This window comes from Neisseria sp., from assembly GCF_030530745.1.
Taxonomy (GTDB): Bacteria; Pseudomonadota; Gammaproteobacteria; order Burkholderiales; family Neisseriaceae; genus Neisseria.
In genome coordinates this window covers 18,347-39,466 of the sequence record NZ_JAUMUI010000017.1, presented here as the reverse complement: position 1 = coordinate 39,466, position 21,120 = coordinate 18,347, and the positions used below count along the sequence as shown (strand labels likewise).

Genomic DNA, 21,120 nt, shown 5'->3' with positions numbered 1-21,120 from the left:
CAGCCGGCGCGCGGCCTGCCGCGTCTGCCGCCGCAACGGGCTCATTATCAAACAATAAAACAGGCAGGCGGCATAAACAAAACAGCATCAGCCGTGCCAAAACAACAGATTCTACATTACATGAGTGTAAACAGATTATTCCTCAAACACGACTGGGAAACGCTGAACGAGCGCATTCCCGGCCTGATCAACATCGCCCGTATCGCCATCGTGCTCTCGCTGCTGGTATTCCACTTGGTAAGCGTGTATTCGGGCGATGAAACCAAAAACCTGTTCCCGCCGCTGGAGTTTTATACTTGGGCGGCGGTTTACGCGGTTTTAATCCTGCTCACCATCTTCAAACCCGACTGGCAGCTGCAGTCGCTCGACCTGCCCAATGCCAGCGCGGTGGTCGACATCAGCATGATGCTGATGCTCACCTTCATCACCGGCGGTATAGATTCCGGCTTCGGCATCCTTGTGCTGCCCTTTATCGCCACCTCGTGCCTGCTCAGCCACGGCCGCTATCCCATGCTCTATGCCAGCTATGCCTTCCTGCTGATTTTGCTGAGCATGTTTCTGGCCGGCCAGATCAAACTCCATCCGTTCGAGTGGGAAAGCCGCTCCATCGTATCTGCCGCGCTGCTCGCAGGCGCCTGCTATCTGGTGGCCGCCTTAACCGCGTTTTCCGCCACCTATCTGCAGGCGGCCACGGAATCGGCCGAAAAACACCAGCTGGCCTACCGCCGCGTAAGCGGGCTGAACCGTTTGGTGCTCAACCGCGTGCAGGAAGCCGTTATCGTAATCGACGCTTCGCAGCGCGTGTGGCTGTTCAACCGCCAGGCCAAAACCTATTTCCCCGGTTTGGAAGTCGACAAACAGGAAACCGTATTTGCCGAACTGGTGTCGCGCTGGCAATACCAACCCGATAAAAACTTTGAAACCGACATCCACATTTTCCAACACTCCATGCACGTCCGCGCCGTGCCGCTGATTCAGGAAAAAACCGAACTCTTGATGCTGTTCGTGCGCTCGCTGCGCGAAGTGGCCGCCGAAGCGCTGGCCACCAAGCTGGCCTCGCTCGGCCAGCTTACCGCCAATCTGGCGCATGAAATCCGCAACCCCATGTCGGCCATACGCCACGCCAGCGACCTGCTGCACGACGGCGACGATGCCGATGCCACCAAGGCCAAGCTGCACAACATCATCGACACCAATATCCAGCGTATCGACAAAATGCTCGAAGACGTGTCGCTCATCAACAAGCGCGACAGCGTCAGCCGCGCCCCCGTCAACCTGATGAAGTTTTGGCTGGAATTCAAACAGGAATTCACCCTCAACAACCCTGATGCCGTCGGCTGCCTGCGCATGAATATGGACGGCAGCAATTTGAGCGTTTTGGTTGATTCCATGCACCTGCAGCAGATTATGTGGAACCTGTGCAACAACGCCTGGCGGCACAGCCGCCGGGACCAGCACGCCATCACCGTGCTGATCAAGCCCAGCGGCCGCATGCATATCTCTATCGTGGTGGCCGACAACGGCACCGGCGTGCCGCCCGATGTGCGCAACCATTTGTTCGAGCCTTTCTTCACCACCGAAAAACAGGGCACCGGCCTGGGGCTTTATGTGGCGCGCGAACTGGCGCACGCCAATCTGGGCCAACTGCACTACCATCCCGAAATGAACGGGTTCGAACTGATTTTACCGAGGGAAACCGATGAGCAACCATAACCTGCAAGACCCCGTATTGGTGGTGGACGACGAAGCCGATATCCGCGACCTGATGGAAATGACCCTGATGAAAATGGGGTTGCGGGTACAAACCGCCGTGGGCGTGGAAGACGCCAAAGACAAGCTCGACAACAACGACTATTCGCTGGTATTGACCGATATGCGCATGCCCGACGGTTCGGGCCTGGAAGTGGTGCAATACATCGACGAGTTGGCGCTCGACACCCCCGTTGCCGTGATTACCGCTTTCGGAAATGCCGACCAAGCCGTAGAAGCTTTGCGTGCGGGCGCATTCGATTATCTGCAAAAACCGATTACCCTGTCGCAACTGCGCTCGCTGGTGAAGTCGGCGGTGAAAATCAGCGAGCCGACCGAATACGCACCGGCCGCTCCGCAGCCTGCCGAACCGCCGCCCGCCAAACCGCAGCCTTCTGCGCCGCATACCGCACGCGCGCCGTTTCCTTCCTCCCCGCCTGCAGCTACGCACAAAAGCGGTTCCGCCCTCACCCGCCCCGCAGGCGTGCCCGAGGGGCTGCGTTCGCTGAAAGAGCGCTTTTCCAGCGGTGAACTGACCGCACGCGTATTGCCCGAAACCGAACCGGGCGGCGAATCGGATATGCCGCGCCTGCTGGGCATGTCGCCGCAGATGGTGGAAGTGCGCCACTTAATCCGCCGCCTTGCCAAAAGCGGCGTGCCCGTTTACATATCGGGCGAATCGGGTACGGGCAAGGAACAGGCCGCACGCACCATACACGAACTGTCCGACCGTGCCGGCAAGCCCTTTATCGCCGTCAACTGCGGGGCGATTCCCGAAAACCTGATGGAAAGCGAATTTTTCGGCTACAAAAAAGGCAGCTTCACCGGCGCCGACACCGACCGTTTGGGTTTTTTCCAACATGCCGACGGCGGCACACTGTTTCTCGACGAAGTGGCCGATCTGCCGCTGGCCATGCAGGTGAAACTGCTGCGCGCCATTCAGGAAAAAGCCGTGCGCCGCATAGGCGACCCCCGCGAAACCTTTGTGGACGTGCGGATTGTGTGCGCCACCCACAAAAATCTCGAAGCGCTGGTGGAAAGCGGGGCTTTCAGGCAAGACTTATACTACCGCCTCAATGTGGTGTCGCTGAACATGCCGCCGTTGCGCGAGATGCGCGAAGATTTGGGCGGCCTGATTATGCACCTGCTCCACAAACACCGCAGCGGCAACGAAACCTACAAACTCAGCCCCAAAGCGCAAGACGCCCTGCTGCATTACAGCTACCCGGGCAACTTCCGCGAGCTGGAAAACATACTCGAGCGCGCCGTCGCCCTCACCGTGGGGCAGGTAATCCAGTTCGACGATCTGCAAATCAACACCGGCCACACCTTGTCGCTCTCCGCACTCCCCGAAACCGCCGATGCGCCGGTTGCCGAACCTGAGCCGGATTCCGGCTCACCCGCACCGGATAACGGCAAACTTGCCCGTTTCGTGCCCGGCCAGATGCAGATTCAGGATTATCTCGACCAAGTCGAGCGCGAAATCATAGAAACAGCTCTGCAGCAAACCCGCTTCAACCGCACGCAGGCCGCCAAGCTGCTGGGCATCAGCTTCCGTTCGATGCGCTACCGCATGGAGCGCCTCAATATCAACTGAGGCCCCTTCGGTAACGGCTGTGCCGCCGTTTCGGTGGGGCGGCTGTTCCCAAACCAAAACCTCCGGCCGTCTGAAACCGTTTTCAGACGGCCTACCTTCATCAAGTTTCCTTTTCGGTTGAGACCCCGCCATTTATGGCGGTAGAATTTGGGTTTATCGGGTAGGGGTGTAACCCCTTCCCAATCAGGGCAACACGTAGGGCGGCGCTTTATGTGTCGTCCTGTGTGTTGAAACATAACCGCCCCCTCTCCCCATCAAAAACCCATCATGCTCTACCTCTACCAATCCAACCGTTTGGAAGACCTGGCCGCCCTGTTCAATCAGGTGCACCGCCTGCAACCGCCCGCCGACCCGCTTGCGGAGGAAGAAATCGTGGTGCAGAGCCAGGGCATGCGGCGCTATCTCAATGCTTATCTGGCGCGCGAAACCGGCGTGGCGGCCAACCTGCGTTTCAGCCTGCCCGCCGGGCTGGCTTGGCGGCTGATGCGCGGGCTGATACCGGGCGTTCCCGCACTCAGCCCGTTTTCGCCCGAAGTGATGCGCTGGCGTTTGCTGGGGCTGTTTCAAAGCCGGCTTTTTCAGACGGCCTCCGAATACCAAAACGCGCGCGACGCGCTGCAAAGCTATTTGGGCAGCGGCGGTTCGGCCGCCTACCAGCTGGCGGGGCAGCTGGCGGATATTTTCGACCAATATCTGGTGTACCGCCCGCAATGGATAGACGCTTGGCAGCAGGGCAAAACCTTAGGCTTGGGCAGCGGCGAAAACTGGCAGGCGGCACTGTGGCGCTATCTCGACGACGGCAGCGCTCAAACGCCGCACCGCGTCGCATTATGGCAGCAGCTTCTCGGCGCGCTCGATAAAAGCAAGCTGCCCGAACGCTACTGTGTGTTCGGCATCGCCACCATGGCACCGATGTATCTGCAACTCCTGCAAGCGCTTGCCGAGCATTGCGACGTGCATATTTTCGCCCTCAACCCCAGCAGCGCCTATTGGGGCGACGTAATTGAAGCGGCGCAAGTGCTGCAACAGGAAGGCGATATCGATCTGAGCCAGGCAGGCCACCCGCTTCTTGCCTCGCTTGGCAAGCAGGGGCGTGATTTTTTCGACGCGCTGGCCGAAGTGCCCAAACACGAAATCCCCGTGTTCGACGACGAACCTTTTCAGACGGCCCCGCCCACCCTGCTGCGCTGCCTGCAACACGATATCCAAACCTTAACCATGCCGTCTGAAAGCTGCTATACCGCCGATGGCGTCGAAAACGACCGTTCGATACAGATCGTTTCCGCCCACAGCCCCCTGCGCGAATTGCAGATTCTGAAAAACCGCCTGCTCGCCGTTTTGGCCGAACACCCCGAATGGCAGCCGCACGATATCGCCGTGCTCACCCCGAATATCGAACCCTACAGCCCGTTTATCGAAGCCGTGTTCGGGCAGGAACAAGCCGGCGCGCAGGCGCTGCCCTATTCGGTGTCGGACGTGAAAATCAGCCGCCGCCAACCGCTCTTTCAGGCACTCTCGCAAACACTCGCGCTGCTGGAAAGCCGTTTTGAAGTCGATCTGCTGCTGCCCTTGCTGGAAAACGACTTGGTGCTGCAACGTTTCGAACTCACCCGCGACGACCTGCCGCTGCTGCACGACACCATTGCCGCGCTCAACGTGCATTGGGGGCTGGATAACGGAATGCGCGGCGGCAGCGACAACCTGTTCACCTGGCAGCAGGGTTTGGAACGTTTGGCGCTCGGCTGGCTGCTGCCCGAAAACGGCAACCCGCTGTGGCACAACATCAGCGCCTGGCACGGCAACCCCGGCCAAACCGCCGTACTCGGCCGCTTCACCGCCCTCGTGCGCACGCTCTCCGCCGCCGCCCGGGAGTGGCAGCGCCCCGCCACCGTGGCCGAATGGGCCGAACGCGTGCGCAACCTGCTGGCCGCGCTCACCGCCCCCGGCAGCAGCGGCCAATACGCCTGGCAGCAACTGAGCCAGTCGCTCGCCCGCTGGCAGGAAGAAGCCGCGCTGGCAGGCTTTGAAAGCCCCCTGCCGCAGCACACCGTTATCCGCCACATAGGCCGCTTTCTCGACAGCGCAAGCGAGGCCGGCTTTCTGCGCGGCGGCATCACCTTTTGCAGCATGGTGCCGATGCGCAGCCTGCCGTTCAAAGTTATCTGCCTGCTCGGCCTCAACGACGGCGACTTCCCCCGCAACACCAAAGCCGCCGCCTTCGACCTCATCGCCCGCCACCCCCAAAAAGGCGACCGCGCCCGCCGCGACGACGACCGCTACCTCTTTCTCGAAGCCATCATGAGCGCACGCGAAATCCTGTATTTATCGTATGTGGGGCGCGATATCCGCAACAATCAGGAACTGGCGCCCTCCGCCCTTTTGAACGAGCTGGCCGACACCCTTGCCGCCATGACCGGCCGCAGCACACGCAGCCGGTACGAAAACCACATAGAACACCACCCCCTGCAACCGTTTTCACGCAGCTACTTCACCGGCCAACCGCGTTCAGACGGCCTGCAAAGCACCCGCCGCGACTATGCCGCCGCCCTGAACGCCCCCGCCGCAGCCCCCGCACCCTTTTTCAGCGAACCGCCCGGCGAGGCCGGAAACACCGCCCAAACCGTCAGCCACCACGAATTTGTCCGCTTCTGGAAAAACCCCGTCAAAAGCTGGCTGCAACACACCCTCAACTGGCGCGAACCCTACCGCGACACCGCTTGGGACGCCGCCGAACCGTTCGAGCCACAGCAGGCCGCCGCCATCGCCGCCGAATATACCGCCGCGCGCCGCAGCAACGAAAACTTCCAACAAACCGAAGCCCGCCTGCAAGCCGAAAGCCTGCTGCCCGCCGGAGAGCTGGGCATATTGTGGCAAAACCGTTTTCAGGCGGCCGCCAAATCGCTCGACGGCACCTTGGTTTCCAGCCCCAAACTGCCCGCCCTGCCCTACACGCTCGAGCTTGACGGCACCACCCTGTCGGGCAGCCTCAACCACCTCTACCGACACGGGCAGATTCACTTTCTCGGCGACGAACCAAACAATCCCGACCGCATCGCCATCCTGCTCGAACACCTGATTTTCTGCGCCGTGGGGCCGCCTGAAACCCCAAACCGCCAAACCCACCTGCTGCTGCCCGCCCACCCCGAAACCCTGCCGGAAATCCCGCAGCCGGAAGCGATCGGACTGCTGCGGCAATGGCTGGATTATTACCATATCGGCCAAACCCGCCCGCTACCGTTTTTCGCCCGCACCACCCTGAAAGCAGCCGAAGAACTGGCGCAAAACAAAAGCAGGGAAGATGCCGCCAAAGCCGTTCAAAATGCCTACTACGGCAATAAAAACAGCAAAGGGCAGTGCGACTACACCGAAGTCGCTTTGGTGTTCGGCAACGATGAAACCCCGCCGATAGCAACCCCGCTGTTTTGGAACATGGCCGAACAGCTGCTCGCGCCGCTGCTGAAATATTCCGATCAAAAAAGTGCGGAATAACACCGGCAAACGAGCCGTGCTCCCGCCTGCCCCAACACCCGATTTATGGCATAATAGAAGCTGTATATCCGTCAGGCAGGCCACAGCCCTGCCTTATTTTTCCCCGATATTTTTTCAGACGGCCTATATTTTCACCGCCCGCACAGGCCGTCTGAAACGAAAGCAAACATTATGAATCCGACCTTTTCATCACTCGGCCTGGGCAGCGAAATCGTCGCCGCCCTCACCGAACAGGGCTACGAAACGCCCACCCCGATTCAGGCAGCCGCCATTCCCAAAGCATTGGCCGGGCACGATCTTCTGGCCGCCGCCCAAACCGGCACCGGCAAAACCGCCGCCTTTATGCTGCCCAGCCTCGAGCGCCTGAAACGCTACGCCACCCCCAGCACCTCGCCCGCCATGCACCCCGTTCGCATGCTGGTGCTCACGCCCACGCGCGAACTGGCCGACCAAATCGACCAAAACGTGCGGGGCTATATCAAAAACCTGCCGCTGCGCCACACCGTGCTCTTCGGCGGCGTGAATATGGACAAGCAAACCGCCGACCTGCGCGCAGGCTGCGAAATCGTCGTCGCCACCGTCGGCCGCCTGCTCGATCATGTCAAACAGAAAAACATCAATTTCAGCAAAGTCGAAATCGTGGTGCTCGACGAAGCCGACCGCATGCTCGACATGGGCTTTATCGACGACATCCGCAGCATCATGCGCATGCTGCCCAAACAGCGCCAAACCCTGCTGTTCTCCGCCACCTTCGCCCCGCCCATCCGCAAACTGGCGCAGGATTTCATGAACAACCCCGAGCAAGTGGAAGTGGCCGCCCAAAACGCCGCCAGCGCCAACATCGAACAGCACGTTATCGCCGTCGACACCGCCCGCAAACGCAGCCTGCTCGAGCGCCTGATTGTCGATTTGAACATGAACCAGGTTATCGTGTTCTGCAAAACCAAACAAAGTGTCGACCAAGTAACCCGCGATTTGCAGCGCCGCCAAATTTCTGCCCAAGCCATCCACGGCGACAAATCGCAGCAAACCCGCCTCGAAACCCTAGGTGCGTTCAAAGAAGGCGCATTGCGCGTGCTGGTGGCCACCGACGTAGCCGCCCGCGGCCTCGACATCGCCGAGCTGCCGTTTGTGATCAACTACGAGCTGCCCACCCAACCCGAAGACTATGTGCACCGCATCGGCCGCACCGGCCGCGCAGGCGCCGACGGCGTGGCAATTTCATTGATGGATGAAAACGAACAGAAAATGTTTGAAGCCATCAAAGAGCTGACCCGCAGCCAAGTGGAAGTGGAGCGCATCGAAGGCTTCGAACCGGGCTGGTGGCCGCAAAACGGTGCCGCACCGCACGCTGCACGCGAACGCGGGCGCAACACCCGCGAGCCGCAAAACCGCGACGGCAAATACGCCCGCGGCGAAAACCGCAACGAACGCCAGGCCGACCGCAACGATCCCGGCGCCGCCTGCAGCAAAATTGCCGGCCGCTCCCGCCGCAGCCGCCGCGAACGGCAGAAATGCGCCCTGCTGCAACCCGACTACGGCGCGTAAAATTACGAAACCAGCATAAACGGCCGGAACCTTTACAAGGTTCCGGCTGTTTTGCTGCCGTTCAAATTGCCGCCGCCAGGTTGAACACCGATAAGGCTTGGCATTGCCGACCGACAAAAATCAAGGCTGAAAAAACAGTGTTTATTCAAAGCAATAAAAAGCCGAAGCCCTTGCCGGCCGTCTGAAAACCTATGCCGTCATATGAATCGCGATATAAAGCAGAAAACGGTCGTCGGTGCGCATCAAATCCAAACGGGTCAATCCGGCGATTTTGTTCAAGCGGTATTCCAAGGTGTTGCGGTGGATGTGCAATGCCTGCGCGGCGGCGCCGGTCTGCATATTGTGTTCAAACCATGCGGTTAAGGTTTTGCGCAACAAACCGTTTTTGTCGGCACGCTCCAACCGGTGGAAAATGCGCGACAGTTCTTCTTTCTGCCAGCCGTCTTTCAGTCGGTTCAGCAAAACCGGCAGCATCAAATCCTGATAATTGAATACGCGCTGTTTGGAAAAACGTGTTTTGCCGACAGCAAGCGTGGTTTTGGCGGTGTGGTACGACAAAGAAATATTATTTTTGCTGTCGGGGAAATAATTGCCCAGCGCAATGCGCACATGCAGTTTGGACGCTTCGTCCATGCGCGACAACAGCGCCTTGATGCGCTCCATATGGTCGGCAGCGTCCCAGCGCCCGCGGATAAGCGCCGGTTTTAAAATCACCAGTTCGGTTAGCGACAAAATCGCCACCAGATTGTCGCGTTCGGGTTTTTTCAACAAAATCTGCATGTTTTGCAGCTCTTGGCGGACTTCTTCCACGCTCAGATTGTGTTCGTCGATTTCGATAATGCACACCACGCGCGGCATGTTCAAATCCACCCCCAAGCGCAAAGCCCATTCTTGCCGGCTGGGCGAAACCTCATCGGAGTGGATTAAATCCAAAATCAATTCTTCTTTCAGCCGCTCGTTTTGGGCGATGATGCCGGACAATTGCGCCTGTTCCAGCATCATTTCAGCGGTCATGCACACCAGTTTGCCAAATTCGTTCAATTGCGCCGGGTCGCCCGTTAGGCCGATCACGCCGACGATTTTGTCGTTCAAACGCAGGGGGAAATTGATGCCCGGCTTCACCCCCATCATGCTTTGCACTTTTTGCTCGTAAACCGGCACTACGCGGTTTTGCGACAACGCCAGCAACGCGCCGTCGTGGATTTCGCCGATGCGGCCGGGATCGCCGCTGGCAATAATCTCGCCTTTTTCGTTCATGATGTTGATATTGCAGCCGATAATGGCCATGGTGCGTTCAACGATTTGCCGCGCCAAATCGTGATTGAAAACAAAGAAAGACATAACGGGGGGTTCCTGTTTGAAAGGCTTTCAGGCCGTCTGAAGGCAGGATTAGGAATATTTTATAAAAATCCGTTATAGATTGCATGAAATTTAAGGCATATGCACAAAGACTTTACAGCCTGCAAAACCGATAATTCAAGCCGTTTAAAATGGTTTTCAGGCCGTCTGAAAGCAGCCGTCTCTTTTCAGACGGCCTGAAAACCGAAAATCAGAAAGAAGGATAAATCATGAAAATCGTGATTGCCCCCGATTCGTTTAAAGAGAGTTTAAGCGCAATGGAAGTGGCGGGCGCCATCGAAGCAGGTTTGAAAACCGTTTTCCCGCACGCGCAATACGTCAAAATCCCGATGGCAGACGGCGGTGAAGGCACCGTCCAATCACTGATTGATGCAACGCAGGGCAAGCTTGTCCACACCGAAGTAACCGCTCCGCTCGGCAACCGCGTGGCGGCATTTTTCGGTGTATCGGGCGACGAGCAGACTGCCATTATCGAAATGGCGGCGGCATCGGGTTTGCACTTGGTGGCGCATGAAAAAAGAAATCCCTTAACCACAACTTCTTACGGCACGGGCGAATTGATTCGGGCCGCTTTAAATGCCGGAGTGGACAAAATCATTTTAGGCATCGGCGGCAGCGCAACCAACGACGGCGGCACCGGTATGCTGCAGGCCTTGGGGGCACGTTTTTTCGATCGGGCAGGCAGTTTGATTGCAGCGGGAGCGGCAGGCGGCGATCTGGCAGACATTGCACGGGCGGATTTTTCGCAGCTGGACAAACGTTTGCATCATGTGGCGCTTGAAGTGGCGTGCGATGTAGACAACCCTTTATGCGGCGGGCGCGGCGCATCCGCCGTTTTTGGGGCGCAAAAAGGCGCAACGCCTGAAATGATCGCCGCTTTAGACAAAAACCTGCAACATTATGCCGATATTATCCGGCATGATTTGAATATCGACATCGCCGCTCCGGCAGGGGCGGGCGCGGCCGGCGGCATGGGCGGCGGTTTGCTGACTTTACCGAACGTGCAGTTAAAAGCCGGGGTGCAGATTGTGATCGACACGGTAAAACTGGCCGAACAGGTGTGCGATGCCGACTGGGTGATTACGGGCGAAGGGCGTATGGACGCCCAAAGTATCGCCGGCAAAACACCGATCGGCGTGGCGCGTGCCGCCAAGCGGTTTCACAAACCCGTAATTGCAGTTGTCGGCAGCCTGCGCGAAGATTATGAGGTGGTGTACGAACACGGTATCGATGCGGTGTTTCCGATTATCCGCCAAATTGCCACGCTGCCCGAAACCTTGGCGGGCGGATACGCTAATTTGGTTTCAACCGCACAAAATATCGCGCGCGTAATAAAAATAAACAGGCAGTTGAAATAATATTTATTCATTCTACATTTTGAGGCTCGGCAACGAAGTGCAGCGTTTCAATATCAAGGAGTAAAACAATGAGTGTTTCGGCGTTAGGCGCAATCATTGCCCTGATTGTATCAATCGGCTTAATTTTGAAAAAGGTACCGCCTGCTTACGGCATGATTGCAGGCGCGTTGCTCGGCGGATTACTGGGGGGAGCGGATTTGGTGGAAACCGTCTCATTGATGATAAAAGGAGCACAAGGCATCACCACGGCTGTTATGCGTATTTTGGCAGCCGGCATATTAGCCGGTGTATTAATCGAATCCGGCGCGGCAAATACTATCGCAGAAACTATTGTAAAAAAATTGGGTGAAGCACGCGCATTATTGGCACTGGCGATTGCAACCATGGTTTTAACGGCTGTCGGCGTGTTTGTCGACGTTGCAGTAATTACCGTATCGCCGATTGCGCTGGCATTGGCAAAACGCACCGATTTGTTCAAACCTGCCGTTTTGCTGGCAATGATCGGCGGCGGCAAGGCAGGCAACCTGATGTCGCCCAATCCCAATGCCATTGCAGCTGCCGATGCATTTCATGTGCCGCTCACATCTGTGATGTCGGCCGGCGTTATCCCTGCCGCATTCGGCCTGGCACTGACTTACTTTTTGGCAAAACGTTTGAAATCAGGCAGCAAAGTTCAGGAGTTGGAAATTATTGCCCATCGTAATCAGCCCCTGCCGTCTTTTGCCGCAGCCATAACCGCACCTTTAATTGCGATTATATTGCTGGCGCTGCGTCCCATTGCCGGTATTGCCGTTGATCCTTTGATTGCCCTGCCTGCGGGCGGTCTGGCAGGAGCGGTTGCAATGGGCCGGTTCAGGCATATCAATCAATACGCTATAGTGGGTTTGAATAAAATGGCACCTGTCGCCATTATGCTGCTCGGCACAGGTGCGTTGGCGGGAATCATCGCCGATTCCGAGTTAAAAGATGTGCTGATTGATTCACTTGCCGCCTCAGGTTTGCCCTCTTATTTACTTGCGCCGCTTTCAGGTATCTTGATGTCGGCGGCGACAGCTTCCACAACGGCAGGCACGGCAGTGGCATCCGGAGTATTCAGCGGCACATTATTGGAGCTGGGCGTAAGCGGACTGGCAGCCGCAGCCATGATCCATGCAGGTGCAACAGTTGCTGATCATATGCCGCACGGTTCCTTTTTCCATGCTACAGGCGGCAGTGTAAATATGGAAATCGTAGAACGTTTAAAACTGATTCCATACGAAAGTGCAATCGGCTTGATAATGGCAGCAGTTTCCACCCTGATTTATGGTGTATTTAGCCGGTTTGTCTGAAACCTGCCCATACCGGCGTAAAAAACGACTGCCGATTGGTTAATAAAGCAAGCGTAGGTTGGGTTGAAAACCCAACATGATTATTCTTTTGAAGTTTTGTTGGGTCTTCGACCCAACCTACTCATACTTGAGGCCGTCTGAAAAATTTTCAGACGGCCTCGTTACATTTCTTGAGGATCCACATCCGCCGACCATCTGATTTTGCCGTCGCGGTATTGCTGCAGCACCTGCACCCACAGGCTCACGGCACGGTGCAGGCTGCGGCGGTCGGGCGATTCTAAAAACACTTGCGCGCGCTCGCGTTCGGCCAGCCGCACCATAAACATCGGGGCGGGGCCGAACACAGATACGTTTTCACCGGTTAACGGCCCGGTTACGGCTTTGATGTTGTTGAGAAAATCCATCGCGTCGGCCACTGTGGCGGCATCGGCGCGGATGGCCGTCTGAAAGGCAAACGGCGGCATATTCAGCAGCTTGCGCCCGGCCAGTTCAGTTTCGGCGAAAATGCGGTAGTTTTGCGCCTTCACGGCGGCGAATACGGGGTGTTCGGGCAGCCGGGTCTGTATCAGCACTTTGCCCGCGGTTTGCGCACGCCCCGCACGGCCGGACACCTGCATCAACTCGGAAAACAGGCGCTCGGGCGCGCGGAAGTCGGCGCTGTAAAGGCTGCCGTCGGCATTGAGCACCACCACGAGGTTCAGGCGGGCGAAGTCGTGGCCTTTGGCAAGCATCTGGGTACCGACCAGTACGTCGATTTCGTTGCCGGCGATGCGGCGGTATAAATCGGCCCAGTCGTTTTTATGGGCGGTGCTGTCGCGGTCGACACGGACAACGGCGGCTTGCGGCATCAGCGCGCGCAAAGTTTCTTCAACGCGCTGCGTGCCCTGGCCGACGGCGGTCAGGTCTTGGTTGCCGCAATCGGGGCATTTGTAGGGCACGCTTTGACGGTAGTCGCAATGGTGGCAGCGCAATTGGCGGGCGCGCTGGTGCAGCACCATTTTGGCCGAACAGCGCGGGCAGCCGAAAGTGTGGCCGCAGTCGCCGCAAAACAGGGCGGGGGCGAAACCTCGGCGGTTGAGGTAAACCAGCGACATACCGCCTTGTTGGTAATTTTGTTGTAAAAGTTTGAGCGCTTGCGGTGAGAAGCCGTTGTCTAGTTTCAGACGGCCTACGTTTAAAACCTCCACCTGCGGCAGTTTGGCGGCGGTTCGGGCGCGTTCGGCCAGTTCCAACAGCCGGTAGGCGCCGTTTTGCGCTTTGTGCCAGCTCTCGAGGCTGGGCGTGGCGGAACCGAGCACAATCGGGCAGCCGCTCTGCTTGGCGCGCCACACGGCCAAATCGCGGGCTTGGTAGCGCAATTCGTTGTCTTGTTTGAACGAGCCGTCGTGTTCTTCGTCCACCACAATCAGGCCGATGTCGGGCAGCGGCGTGAACACCGAGAGCCGCGTGCCGATAACCAGCTTGGCTTGGCCGAGCATGGCGCGCAGATAATCCTGCGTGCGCTGTCCGGCGGCAGTTTGGCTGTGCAGCACAGCGGCGGGCACGTCGGCAAACCGTGCCTGCACCCGCTTGAGCAGTTGCGGTGTAAGGTTGATTTCGGGCAGCAGAAACAGCACCTGTTTGCCTGCGGCCAACACTTCGGCCATCACGTCGAAATACACTTCGGTTTTGCCGCTGCCGGTGATGCCGTAAAGCAGAAACGGTTGGAAAGTGCCGCGGGCGGCCTGTACGGCCTGCGATGCAGCCTGCTGGGCAGCGTTGAGCGTATATTCGGACGGATTCAGCTTCGGCGCGGCGGCGTTTAAGGTGCGTATCCAGCCCGAGTCGGCCCATTCTTGCACGAGCTTGGGCGCTTGGTTGTTGATGCGCTTCAAGGCCGCCATTTCGAGGCCGTCTGAAAACAGCGCCTGCCATAATGCGTGTTGTTTGCGAAACCGCTCCGGCGGCGGCGTTTGCGCCCTGCCGGTTTCGTTCAAAGTGTAAAACAGCGGCGGCTTCGGCATTTCAACGGGCTTCGGCTCTTTCAACCCTGCCGGCAGCGCGGCGAATACGGCCTGGCCGGTGGGGTAATGATAATAGCGGGCGGTAAAGTCGAGCAGTGCGCGCCAGCTTTCGGGCAGCGGCACTTCATCGGTAAAAACCGTTTGCACGGGCAGGATTTTCTCAATTGCTATGCCGCTTTCCACGCCGCTTGCCCACACCACGCCCGCCACCGTTTTGCCGCGAAACGGCACCGCCACCCGGCAACCTGCGGGCAGCGCAGTCGGGTGGCGGTAGGTGAAGAGGCCGTCTGAAACCGGCACGTTGAGTGCGATGTGGTGCAAAATCATGCGAGCATTATAAGGGATATGGAAACATTGCTGAATGCGGCATTGCGGCGGCGCGGCTTCAGGCGGATAATCGCCGTCTTTACCCGGCCGATCTGTTATGAATTCCGCGTATTCCGCCCAAGAAACCCGCAAAGGCATTTGGTATGCCGCCGGCTGTTATGCCGTTTGGGGGCTGTTTCCGATTTATTGGTATCCCATCAATCAGGCGGGTATGGCGGCCGATCAGGTGTTGGCGCAGCGGATTGTGTGGTCGGCACTGTTTGCCGTGGCGGTGCTGCTGTTCATCCGCCGGCAGGACGCGTTTGCCGCCGTGCTCAAACATCCGAAGGTTCTGGCGGCGCTGGTGTTGAGCGGGTTCTGTATCGGCATGAACTGGCTGGTGTATTTGTGGGCGATTGCCAATAATCATGTGCTCGATGCCAGTTTGGGTTATTTTATGTCGCCGCTCTTTAGCGTGTTTCTCGGCCGTGTGGTGTTGAAAGAGCGGCTGGATAAGCTGCAAGCGGCTGCGGTGGCGCTGGCATTTGCGGGAATTTTGTGGCTGGCGGTGCCGGCCGGGCAGATACCGTGGGTGGCGCTGCTGCTGACGCTGACTTTCGGATTCTACGGTTTTATCCGCAAGCTCGCGCCGGTGGGTGCTTTGGTGGGGCTGACTTGGGAAACCCTGATCCTGCTGCCGTTTGCTCTGGGCTATCTGGCGCACCATTACGCGGCAGGCAGTTTGCAGTTTGCCCAACTGGGCGTGTTGCCACTGGCGGTGCTGCTCGGCTCGGGCATGATTACCACCGTGCCTTTATTGATGTTCGCCGCCGGTGCGCGGCGGATTCCGCTTTCGATGCTCGGTATGCTGCAATATTTTTCGCCGGTGCTGCAATTGTTGGCTGGCTTGCTGCTGTTCGGCGAAGCCTTTGATATCAACCGCCTGATCGGCTACGGCTGGGTGTGGCTGGGCGTGGTGCTGTACCTGCTGGCCGTGTGGCGGCAGTATCGTGCGGCAGGGCATAAGGTTTAGACGCCCGATTCCGAATGAAAAGGCAACAGGCCGTCTGAAACTTTCAGACGGCCTGTCATGGTGAAACACTTATTCAAAAAAATTATATTTCAACCCGGACGGTATTTATACACGGCTGCGGTTTGCCTCGGCCAATAACGCCAGCAATTCTTCGGTCTGGTTCCAACCGATGCAGGCGTCGGTGATGCTTTGGCCGTAAGTTTCGGGCTTATCCTGACGGCCTTCCACCAAATGGCTTTCCACCATCACACCCATAATATTGTTTTCGCCGTTGCGGATTTGCTGCGCCACATCTTCAGCCACCTCCATTTGGCGTTTGTAATCCTTACGGCTGTTGGCATGACTGAAGTCCACCATCAGTTTGGGCGGCACGCCGGCTTTTTCGAGCTGGGCGGCGGCGTCTTTCACATGCCCGGCGCTGTAATTCGGCTCTTTGCCGCCGCGCAGAATCACATGGCAATCCGGATTGCCGCTGGTATGCACGATAGCGGAATGGCCGGTTTTGGTAACCGACAAAAAGTGGTGCGGATGCGAAGCCGCGCCGATGGCATCAATGGCGATTTTCAGGTTGCCGTCGGTGCCGTTCTTAAAGCCGACCGGGCACGACAAACCGCTGGCCAGCTCGCGGTGCACCTGGCTTTCGGTGGTGCGCGCGCCGATGGCGCCCCATGAAATCAAATCGGCATAGTATTGCGGCGTAATCATGTCGAGAAACTCGGTGGAGGCAGGCATGCCCATATCGTTCAGTGTAAGCAGCAGCTTGCGGGCTTGACGCAGGCCGAAATTGATATCGAACGTGCCGTCTAAATGCGGATCATTAATCAGCCCTTTCCAGCCCACGGTAGTGCGCGGTTTTTCAAAATACACGCGCATCACAATCAACAATTCTTTTTCGTATTTTTTGCGCAGCGGCAGCAACCGCCCGGCATATTCAAGCGCAGCTTTGGGATCGTGGATCGAACAGGGGCCGATAATCACCAGCAGGCGGTTATCTTCCCCGTGAACCAGTTTGGCAACTTCTTGGCGGGTTTGGTAAACCAAATCAGCGGCGGCCTCACTAATAGGCAACTCGTAAAGATGAGCAATCGGCGGCAGCAGTTCTTTAACTTCTTTGATTTTAACGTCGTCTGTTTGGTAGCGTGGCGGAGTCATGATTGTTCTTTTCTATATAATAATGAATCAGGCTGCAAAGATTAACGGCTCATACGGGACATGGCAAGCACAAAAACCCTTTTTCAGCTATTTTATTGTGTAAATCTATGATTTTCGTTTTTACGAGAATTTAAATTTTTCGATTTAACAAATATTGGAATTTTATATCAACAAATTCATCATATGGTTTGAAGACAAACAGAAATTCGGTTACAACCATATACAGAATAAGACCTTTGCAAAACCCCCAGATGTGGATGCAGTTCAAGGCGTAGCAGCGCAGTGAGCGTAGACATAACATAGAGTTAGGCAAGCGAGCGGGCAGCGCACAACGCAGAAATGCGCCTCAGATGGGGGTTTTGCAAAGATCTCAGAATATGCCGTCGGAGCAGCAGCCTTTGTTTAAGGCGGCCTACGGCAAAATCCGTATCCTGCACGACCAAGTACGCCCCCCCCTCCCCCCGAATCCATGGCAGCCGTAACGGAAGAACGAAACACGGTACCGGGCACCGGTGTTTCCGCCGAAGCATCTTCACCGTCTGAAAATCCCTCCGCACCAGCCACCAACGATTCTGGTTTTCAACCCGGTACGGTGCTTCGGCATAAAACCACCATATCCGTGATGTTTATTTGGTTGTCGGCAGGGAAAAAACGGCGACCGCTATTTGCTGCTGGACGACAAGCCCGTCAATACGCCCGCGCCTAGGGAGAGTACCGCCGGAAAATTGGAACCGATCGACCGCCCCATGAAAAGCATCAATTCCCGCATTTGGAAAAATGCTTTGGAAAAAGCCGGCATATCCGATTTCCGTTGGCATGATTTGCACCATACAGGGGCAAGCTGACTTCAGACCGATGTGCTGTTGGCGGCGTTGCAGGAAATGGACGGTTGAGAAATCATCAGCATAGGCAGCGGTATGCCCATCTTGCTCCGGGTATTTGCACGGACCCGCTGCTTTGTTGGACGGTACCAGTCTTGGTTTCGGCACAAATTTGGCATACCAAAAATAGGCGGTAGACAAAGAAAAAGCCTAAACGGTTGTTTAGGCTTAGGAAATTTGGCTCCCCGACCTGGGCTCGAACCAGGGACCTGCGGATTAACAGTCCGTCGCTCTACCGACTGAGCTATCGGGGAAAATTTAAAGGAATAAATTATACTTGCTTTAATAAAATTCTGTCAAATATTTTCATTAAATAAGTCCACCATCGTGAATAGTATTTTCACTGAAACCTTATCAGACATGATGGATTCACCAAACTTTTACTACAAAGCAGCCGAATCCCAGCCTGAAGAAAACGATGTTACAAGCTACTTAAAGCGGTACGTGTGTATGCTACCTCATATCAAATGGAGCACAATCCACTTCATTAAATAAATATAGATTACAACAGCCAAAACCCATCGCAATCAAACAGTAGGCGCATTGCAACAAAAACCGACGTTTTCTTACAAAATATCGGCAATGTGCTTAGCCGCACGTTTGGCATCCAGCAGAATCAATCCCAATTTTCCGCTTTCCCGAGCCATCAAAGCCAAAACCGCATTGCTTCCTGCCTGGCTCAGCAAAACATAACCGTTCGAGCCTTTTACCATAACTTGATCAAGATCGCCGCAAGCCAGCTCGTGCACAGCTCGGTTACCCAACGCCAGCAAAGTAGCAGACATAGCCCCCACACGATCTGCATTCAGGTTGCTGGGCAACAAGGTGGCAATCGGCAAACCGTCGGTTGAAATTACCGCAGAGGCGGTAATATCGGTAGATGTATTGTTCAAATCACTTAACACAGAAATCAATAATTGTTCACGCATTTTTTATCCTATCTCACTAAAGTGGACAGACCGTCTGAAAACCAGCCTGCCGGGTGAATGTTTACAGTATTGGCTTAATGCCGCCCGTAACGGTTATGCAATACTTTCACCAAAGTAACGAACTCTTCTTTATTCAAATCGGGCAGCCCCCCGATAACCAAAATCAGTTTGCTCATGCCGATATAGAGGGGGAAGAAAGTTAATTCGCTTTGGCCGGAAGGGTCGCAAATGCCCCACGCGCTGTGGTGGATATGCAGGTTGTTCTTAATCAACAGCTGGTGTTTGTCAACAACGGCTGCAATTTCACCGGCCAGAATACCCACTTCTTCCGCCGCTTCGTGGTGGAAGCCGGCATTGGCAAAATACAAACCGTTTTCGTCTGCCAACAAGGCCTTGCCTGAATTCGACAACTTGGCCAACAGATCGGGCAACTCTTCGTCGGTCAGGTTGGTGTCTTCACTGCCGACATTCTCGTCACCATATAAAAACTCCAAGCGCTGAAGGCGGTAAAGCAGGTTTAATGCGCTGTCGATATCGCTGGTGTCCGCCCAAGCCAAAAGTTTTTCGCTGCTAATGGTTTCGGAAGGATTCGCCCGCAACAAACCGTATAACAGTGTCCGGCTGGCGCTGGGCGTATCCCCTGAAACAGCATAATATGCACCGGCCGGCGTGATTTTAGGGTACAAATTCGATTGTAAAGAAAGTGTGGATTCCATCTTATACCTCTAATCCCGGGTCAATTGAAAAGAGCATTGCACTGACTAATTGTTTGACATCATCTTCTCGGCGTGCATCAATTTCAAATACCGGTACATTAAAATTATTCTGCGCCAAATATTTTTGATATACATCCACTCCCGGCAAGGAACGGATATCCATTTTGGTAACACCCACAACCAACGGGGCCGTTTTCAGCAATCCTCGGAAAGCATCCAAGAAAAACTGCAAATCTTTCAGAGGATTGGTTCTTGTGTTGTCTAGCAGCAAAATTAAACCCATGCTCCCTTGGCTCAAAATCTCCCACATAAAGTTAAAACGCTCTTGCCCCGGCGTGCCGTATAGGTGGACTTTGGTTTCTTCGTCCAAACGGATAACGCCGTAATCCATAGCAACCGTTGTATAGCCTTTGCGTACCAAGGTCATATCAGAAGCATCAGCATCGGTTTGTACCGGCGGTTCGTCGGACAATGCGGAGATAGCCGTTGTTTTACCCACGCCCACGGGGCCGGTAAAAATAATTTTATTCTCTTTCATTTATAACCCCTTAAATTATTTCTTGCCGATAAGTTTGCGCATCAAGCGCTGCAACAGACTGCGTGGCTGCTCGGCAGACGGACTGACTGCTTTTTGGGCGTCTTTGCTCATTTGGTTGTCAGGAACTTCGCCTCCTACTTTCATGCCTTCTGCGGATACATTGGCCGACTTGTCTTGATTGGTGAATTCGGCATCGGTAGCCAAAAAGCCGGTAACGTAGGTTGCGGCCAGATAGTTGAGGATATCCGGCATTTCCAAGGGCATAACTTTATAAAGAATGTTCAGGTTAACTGATGTTTTGGTCAGAAATGCCGACAACCGCATGGACTCCGGCACTGGGGCCAAACGGGTCAGGTTGGGCCAGCGTTTGAGCGTAAATACGGTTTGCGGCGTCATCGGATAAATCAGGCGCCCCTGTGCCGTCCAGATAGCCATTTGCCACAAACACGACATAATCGTTACTTTGGCTTTTTCTTTCCACTGGGGATTATCCGGCACCGCTTTGCAAACTACTGCAAGATTGTCGTCTTTGCTCAACTTTTCAAGCTCGGCCGCACTTACCGTCAGCAATACGCGTTGGATACTGGGAAACACAATCAATACAGGCTTGCCTTCATGCAAAACGGCGATATCCTGACTGCCTTGACTGGCAAATCTTAAAGCGCCCAGTAAGCCTTTTTGCGGATTGAAGCGGTGGATGGTTGCCTTGCGCGCACCGTCCGCTCCTACATCACCCGAACGTTCCTGCTGTTTCTGCTCGGAGAATTCAAAAATCCCACCTCCTTGCGACAAACTTCTCAAAATCGGGAACAAGGTATCGAATTTAATCGGTTTGGCCAGATAGGGCGTGGTAACGTTTGGCTCTTTCGCCGAAAACATAGCCACCGGAACGTTGGGATAGGCTTCTTTTGCTTTTTTCCATCCGGCAATACCCTGCTCGGTATCGGTATCCACCAAAACCAAATCCGGTTGTTCTGCCGATTCGGCAGTAACGATTTCATAATTGGTGGTGTTGTGCATTTTAAATGCCATACGGAAAACGGCTTCTTGTTGCTCGCCCATCTCTTGCAGCATAATCCGTACGGTTTTTACTTTCGGTAACAGGTTGTCCATTATCGGCACTCTTTAAAAAAG

At 55.7% G+C, this 21,120-nt stretch carries 15 protein-coding genes, 1 tRNA gene and 1 pseudogene; 7 read left to right on the top strand and 10 right to left on the bottom strand.

Annotated features, from left to right (window positions below):
* Nucleotides 1-120: 120 nt before the first annotated feature.
* The 4 genes from Q3970_RS07520 (at nt 121) to Q3970_RS07505 (ending at nt 8,383) form a co-directional block, all read left to right on the top strand.
* Nucleotides 121-1,713, top strand: coding sequence for a nitrogen regulation protein NR(II) (locus Q3970_RS07520; RefSeq protein WP_303099965.1), 1,593 nt, complete (start codon nt 121-123; stop codon nt 1,711-1,713).
* Nucleotides 1,700-3,346: a sigma-54 dependent transcriptional regulator gene (locus Q3970_RS07515; protein ID WP_303099964.1), complete on the top strand. Its 1,647-nt coding sequence runs from the start codon at nt 1,700-1,702 to the stop codon at nt 3,344-3,346. Before Q3970_RS07520 ends, Q3970_RS07515 begins: the two co-directional genes overlap by 14 nt.
* A gap of 267 nt (nt 3,347-3,613) precedes the next feature.
* Nucleotides 3,614-6,835, top strand: coding sequence for an exodeoxyribonuclease V subunit gamma (gene recC, locus Q3970_RS07510; RefSeq protein WP_303099963.1), 3,222 nt, complete (start codon nt 3,614-3,616; stop codon nt 6,833-6,835).
* A 171-nt stretch (nt 6,836-7,006) separates the two neighbouring features.
* Nucleotides 7,007-8,383: a DEAD/DEAH box helicase gene (locus tag Q3970_RS07505; protein WP_303099962.1), complete on the top strand. Its 1,377-nt coding sequence runs from the start codon at nt 7,007-7,009 to the stop codon at nt 8,381-8,383.
* Between the two features lie 189 nt (nt 8,384-8,572).
* On the opposite strand, the gene Q3970_RS07500 is transcribed toward Q3970_RS07505, so the two are convergent.
* Nucleotides 8,573-9,724 carry a sugar diacid recognition domain-containing protein gene (locus Q3970_RS07500; protein ID WP_303099961.1) on the bottom strand — a complete coding sequence of 384 codons (1,152 nt, stop codon included), beginning with the start codon at nt 9,722-9,724 and terminating at the stop codon, nt 8,573-8,575.
* A gap of 227 nt (nt 9,725-9,951) precedes the next feature.
* Here Q3970_RS07500 and Q3970_RS07495 point away from each other — a divergent pair, with 227 nt between their 5' ends.
* A complete protein-coding gene (locus tag Q3970_RS07495; RefSeq protein WP_303099960.1) occupies nt 9,952-11,100 on the top strand; it encodes a glycerate kinase in 1,149 nt (382 codons plus the stop codon).
* A gap of 68 nt (nt 11,101-11,168) precedes the next feature.
* Nucleotides 11,169-12,428, top strand: a complete 1,260-nt coding sequence (locus tag Q3970_RS07490) for a GntP family permease (RefSeq protein ID WP_303099959.1) — start codon at nt 11,169-11,171, stop codon at nt 12,426-12,428.
* Nucleotides 12,429-12,589: 161 nt separating this feature from the next.
* Here the strand turns inward: Q3970_RS07490 and Q3970_RS07485 are convergent, their stop codons facing one another.
* The gene (locus Q3970_RS07485) at nt 12,590-14,758 is read right to left on the bottom strand and encodes a primosomal protein N' (RefSeq protein WP_303099958.1); all 2,169 of its coding nucleotides are present in this window, start codon (nt 14,756-14,758) and stop codon (nt 12,590-12,592) included.
* 97 nt (nt 14,759-14,855) lie between these two features.
* On the opposite strand from Q3970_RS07485, the gene rarD reads away from it, so the two are divergent.
* A complete protein-coding gene (gene rarD / locus Q3970_RS07480) occupies nt 14,856-15,770 on the top strand; it encodes an EamA family transporter RarD (RefSeq protein ID WP_303099957.1) in 915 nt (304 codons plus the stop codon).
* A gap of 105 nt (nt 15,771-15,875) precedes the next feature.
* Here rarD and aroG read toward each other — a convergent pair whose 3' ends face one another.
* From aroG to Q3970_RS07440, 8 genes and pseudogenes are all read right to left on the bottom strand, one after another.
* A complete protein-coding gene (aroG, locus tag Q3970_RS07475) occupies nt 15,876-16,922 on the bottom strand; it encodes a 3-deoxy-7-phosphoheptulonate synthase AroG (protein WP_303099956.1) in 1,047 nt (348 codons plus the stop codon).
* Nucleotides 16,923-17,101: 179 nt separating this feature from the next.
* Nucleotides 17,102-17,287, bottom strand: a pseudogene (locus Q3970_RS07470) (lipoprotein signal peptidase).
* Nucleotides 17,288-17,548: 261 nt separating this feature from the next.
* Nucleotides 17,549-17,944, bottom strand: coding sequence for a hypothetical protein (locus Q3970_RS07465; RefSeq protein WP_303099955.1), 396 nt, complete (start codon nt 17,942-17,944; stop codon nt 17,549-17,551).
* Between the two features lie 37 nt (nt 17,945-17,981).
* Nucleotides 17,982-18,057, bottom strand: a tRNA-Asn gene (locus tag Q3970_RS07460).
* Between the two features lie 312 nt (nt 18,058-18,369).
* On the bottom strand, nt 18,370-18,732 hold the full coding sequence (locus tag Q3970_RS07455; protein ID WP_303099954.1) for a roadblock/LC7 domain-containing protein: 363 nt from the start codon (nt 18,730-18,732) through the stop codon (nt 18,370-18,372).
* A gap of 74 nt (nt 18,733-18,806) precedes the next feature.
* The gene (locus tag Q3970_RS07450) at nt 18,807-19,448 is read right to left on the bottom strand and encodes a peptidase M23 (RefSeq protein ID WP_303099953.1); all 642 of its coding nucleotides are present in this window, start codon (nt 19,446-19,448) and stop codon (nt 18,807-18,809) included.
* A gap of 1 nt (nt 19,449) precedes the next feature.
* Entirely contained in the window at nt 19,450-19,986 is a 537-nt protein-coding gene (locus Q3970_RS07445) for an ATP/GTP-binding protein (RefSeq protein ID WP_303099952.1), read from the bottom strand.
* 15 nt (nt 19,987-20,001) lie between these two features.
* The gene (locus Q3970_RS07440; RefSeq protein WP_303099951.1) at nt 20,002-21,099 is read right to left on the bottom strand and encodes a response regulator; all 1,098 of its coding nucleotides are present in this window, start codon (nt 21,097-21,099) and stop codon (nt 20,002-20,004) included.
* Nucleotides 21,100-21,120: the final 21 nt, after the last annotated feature.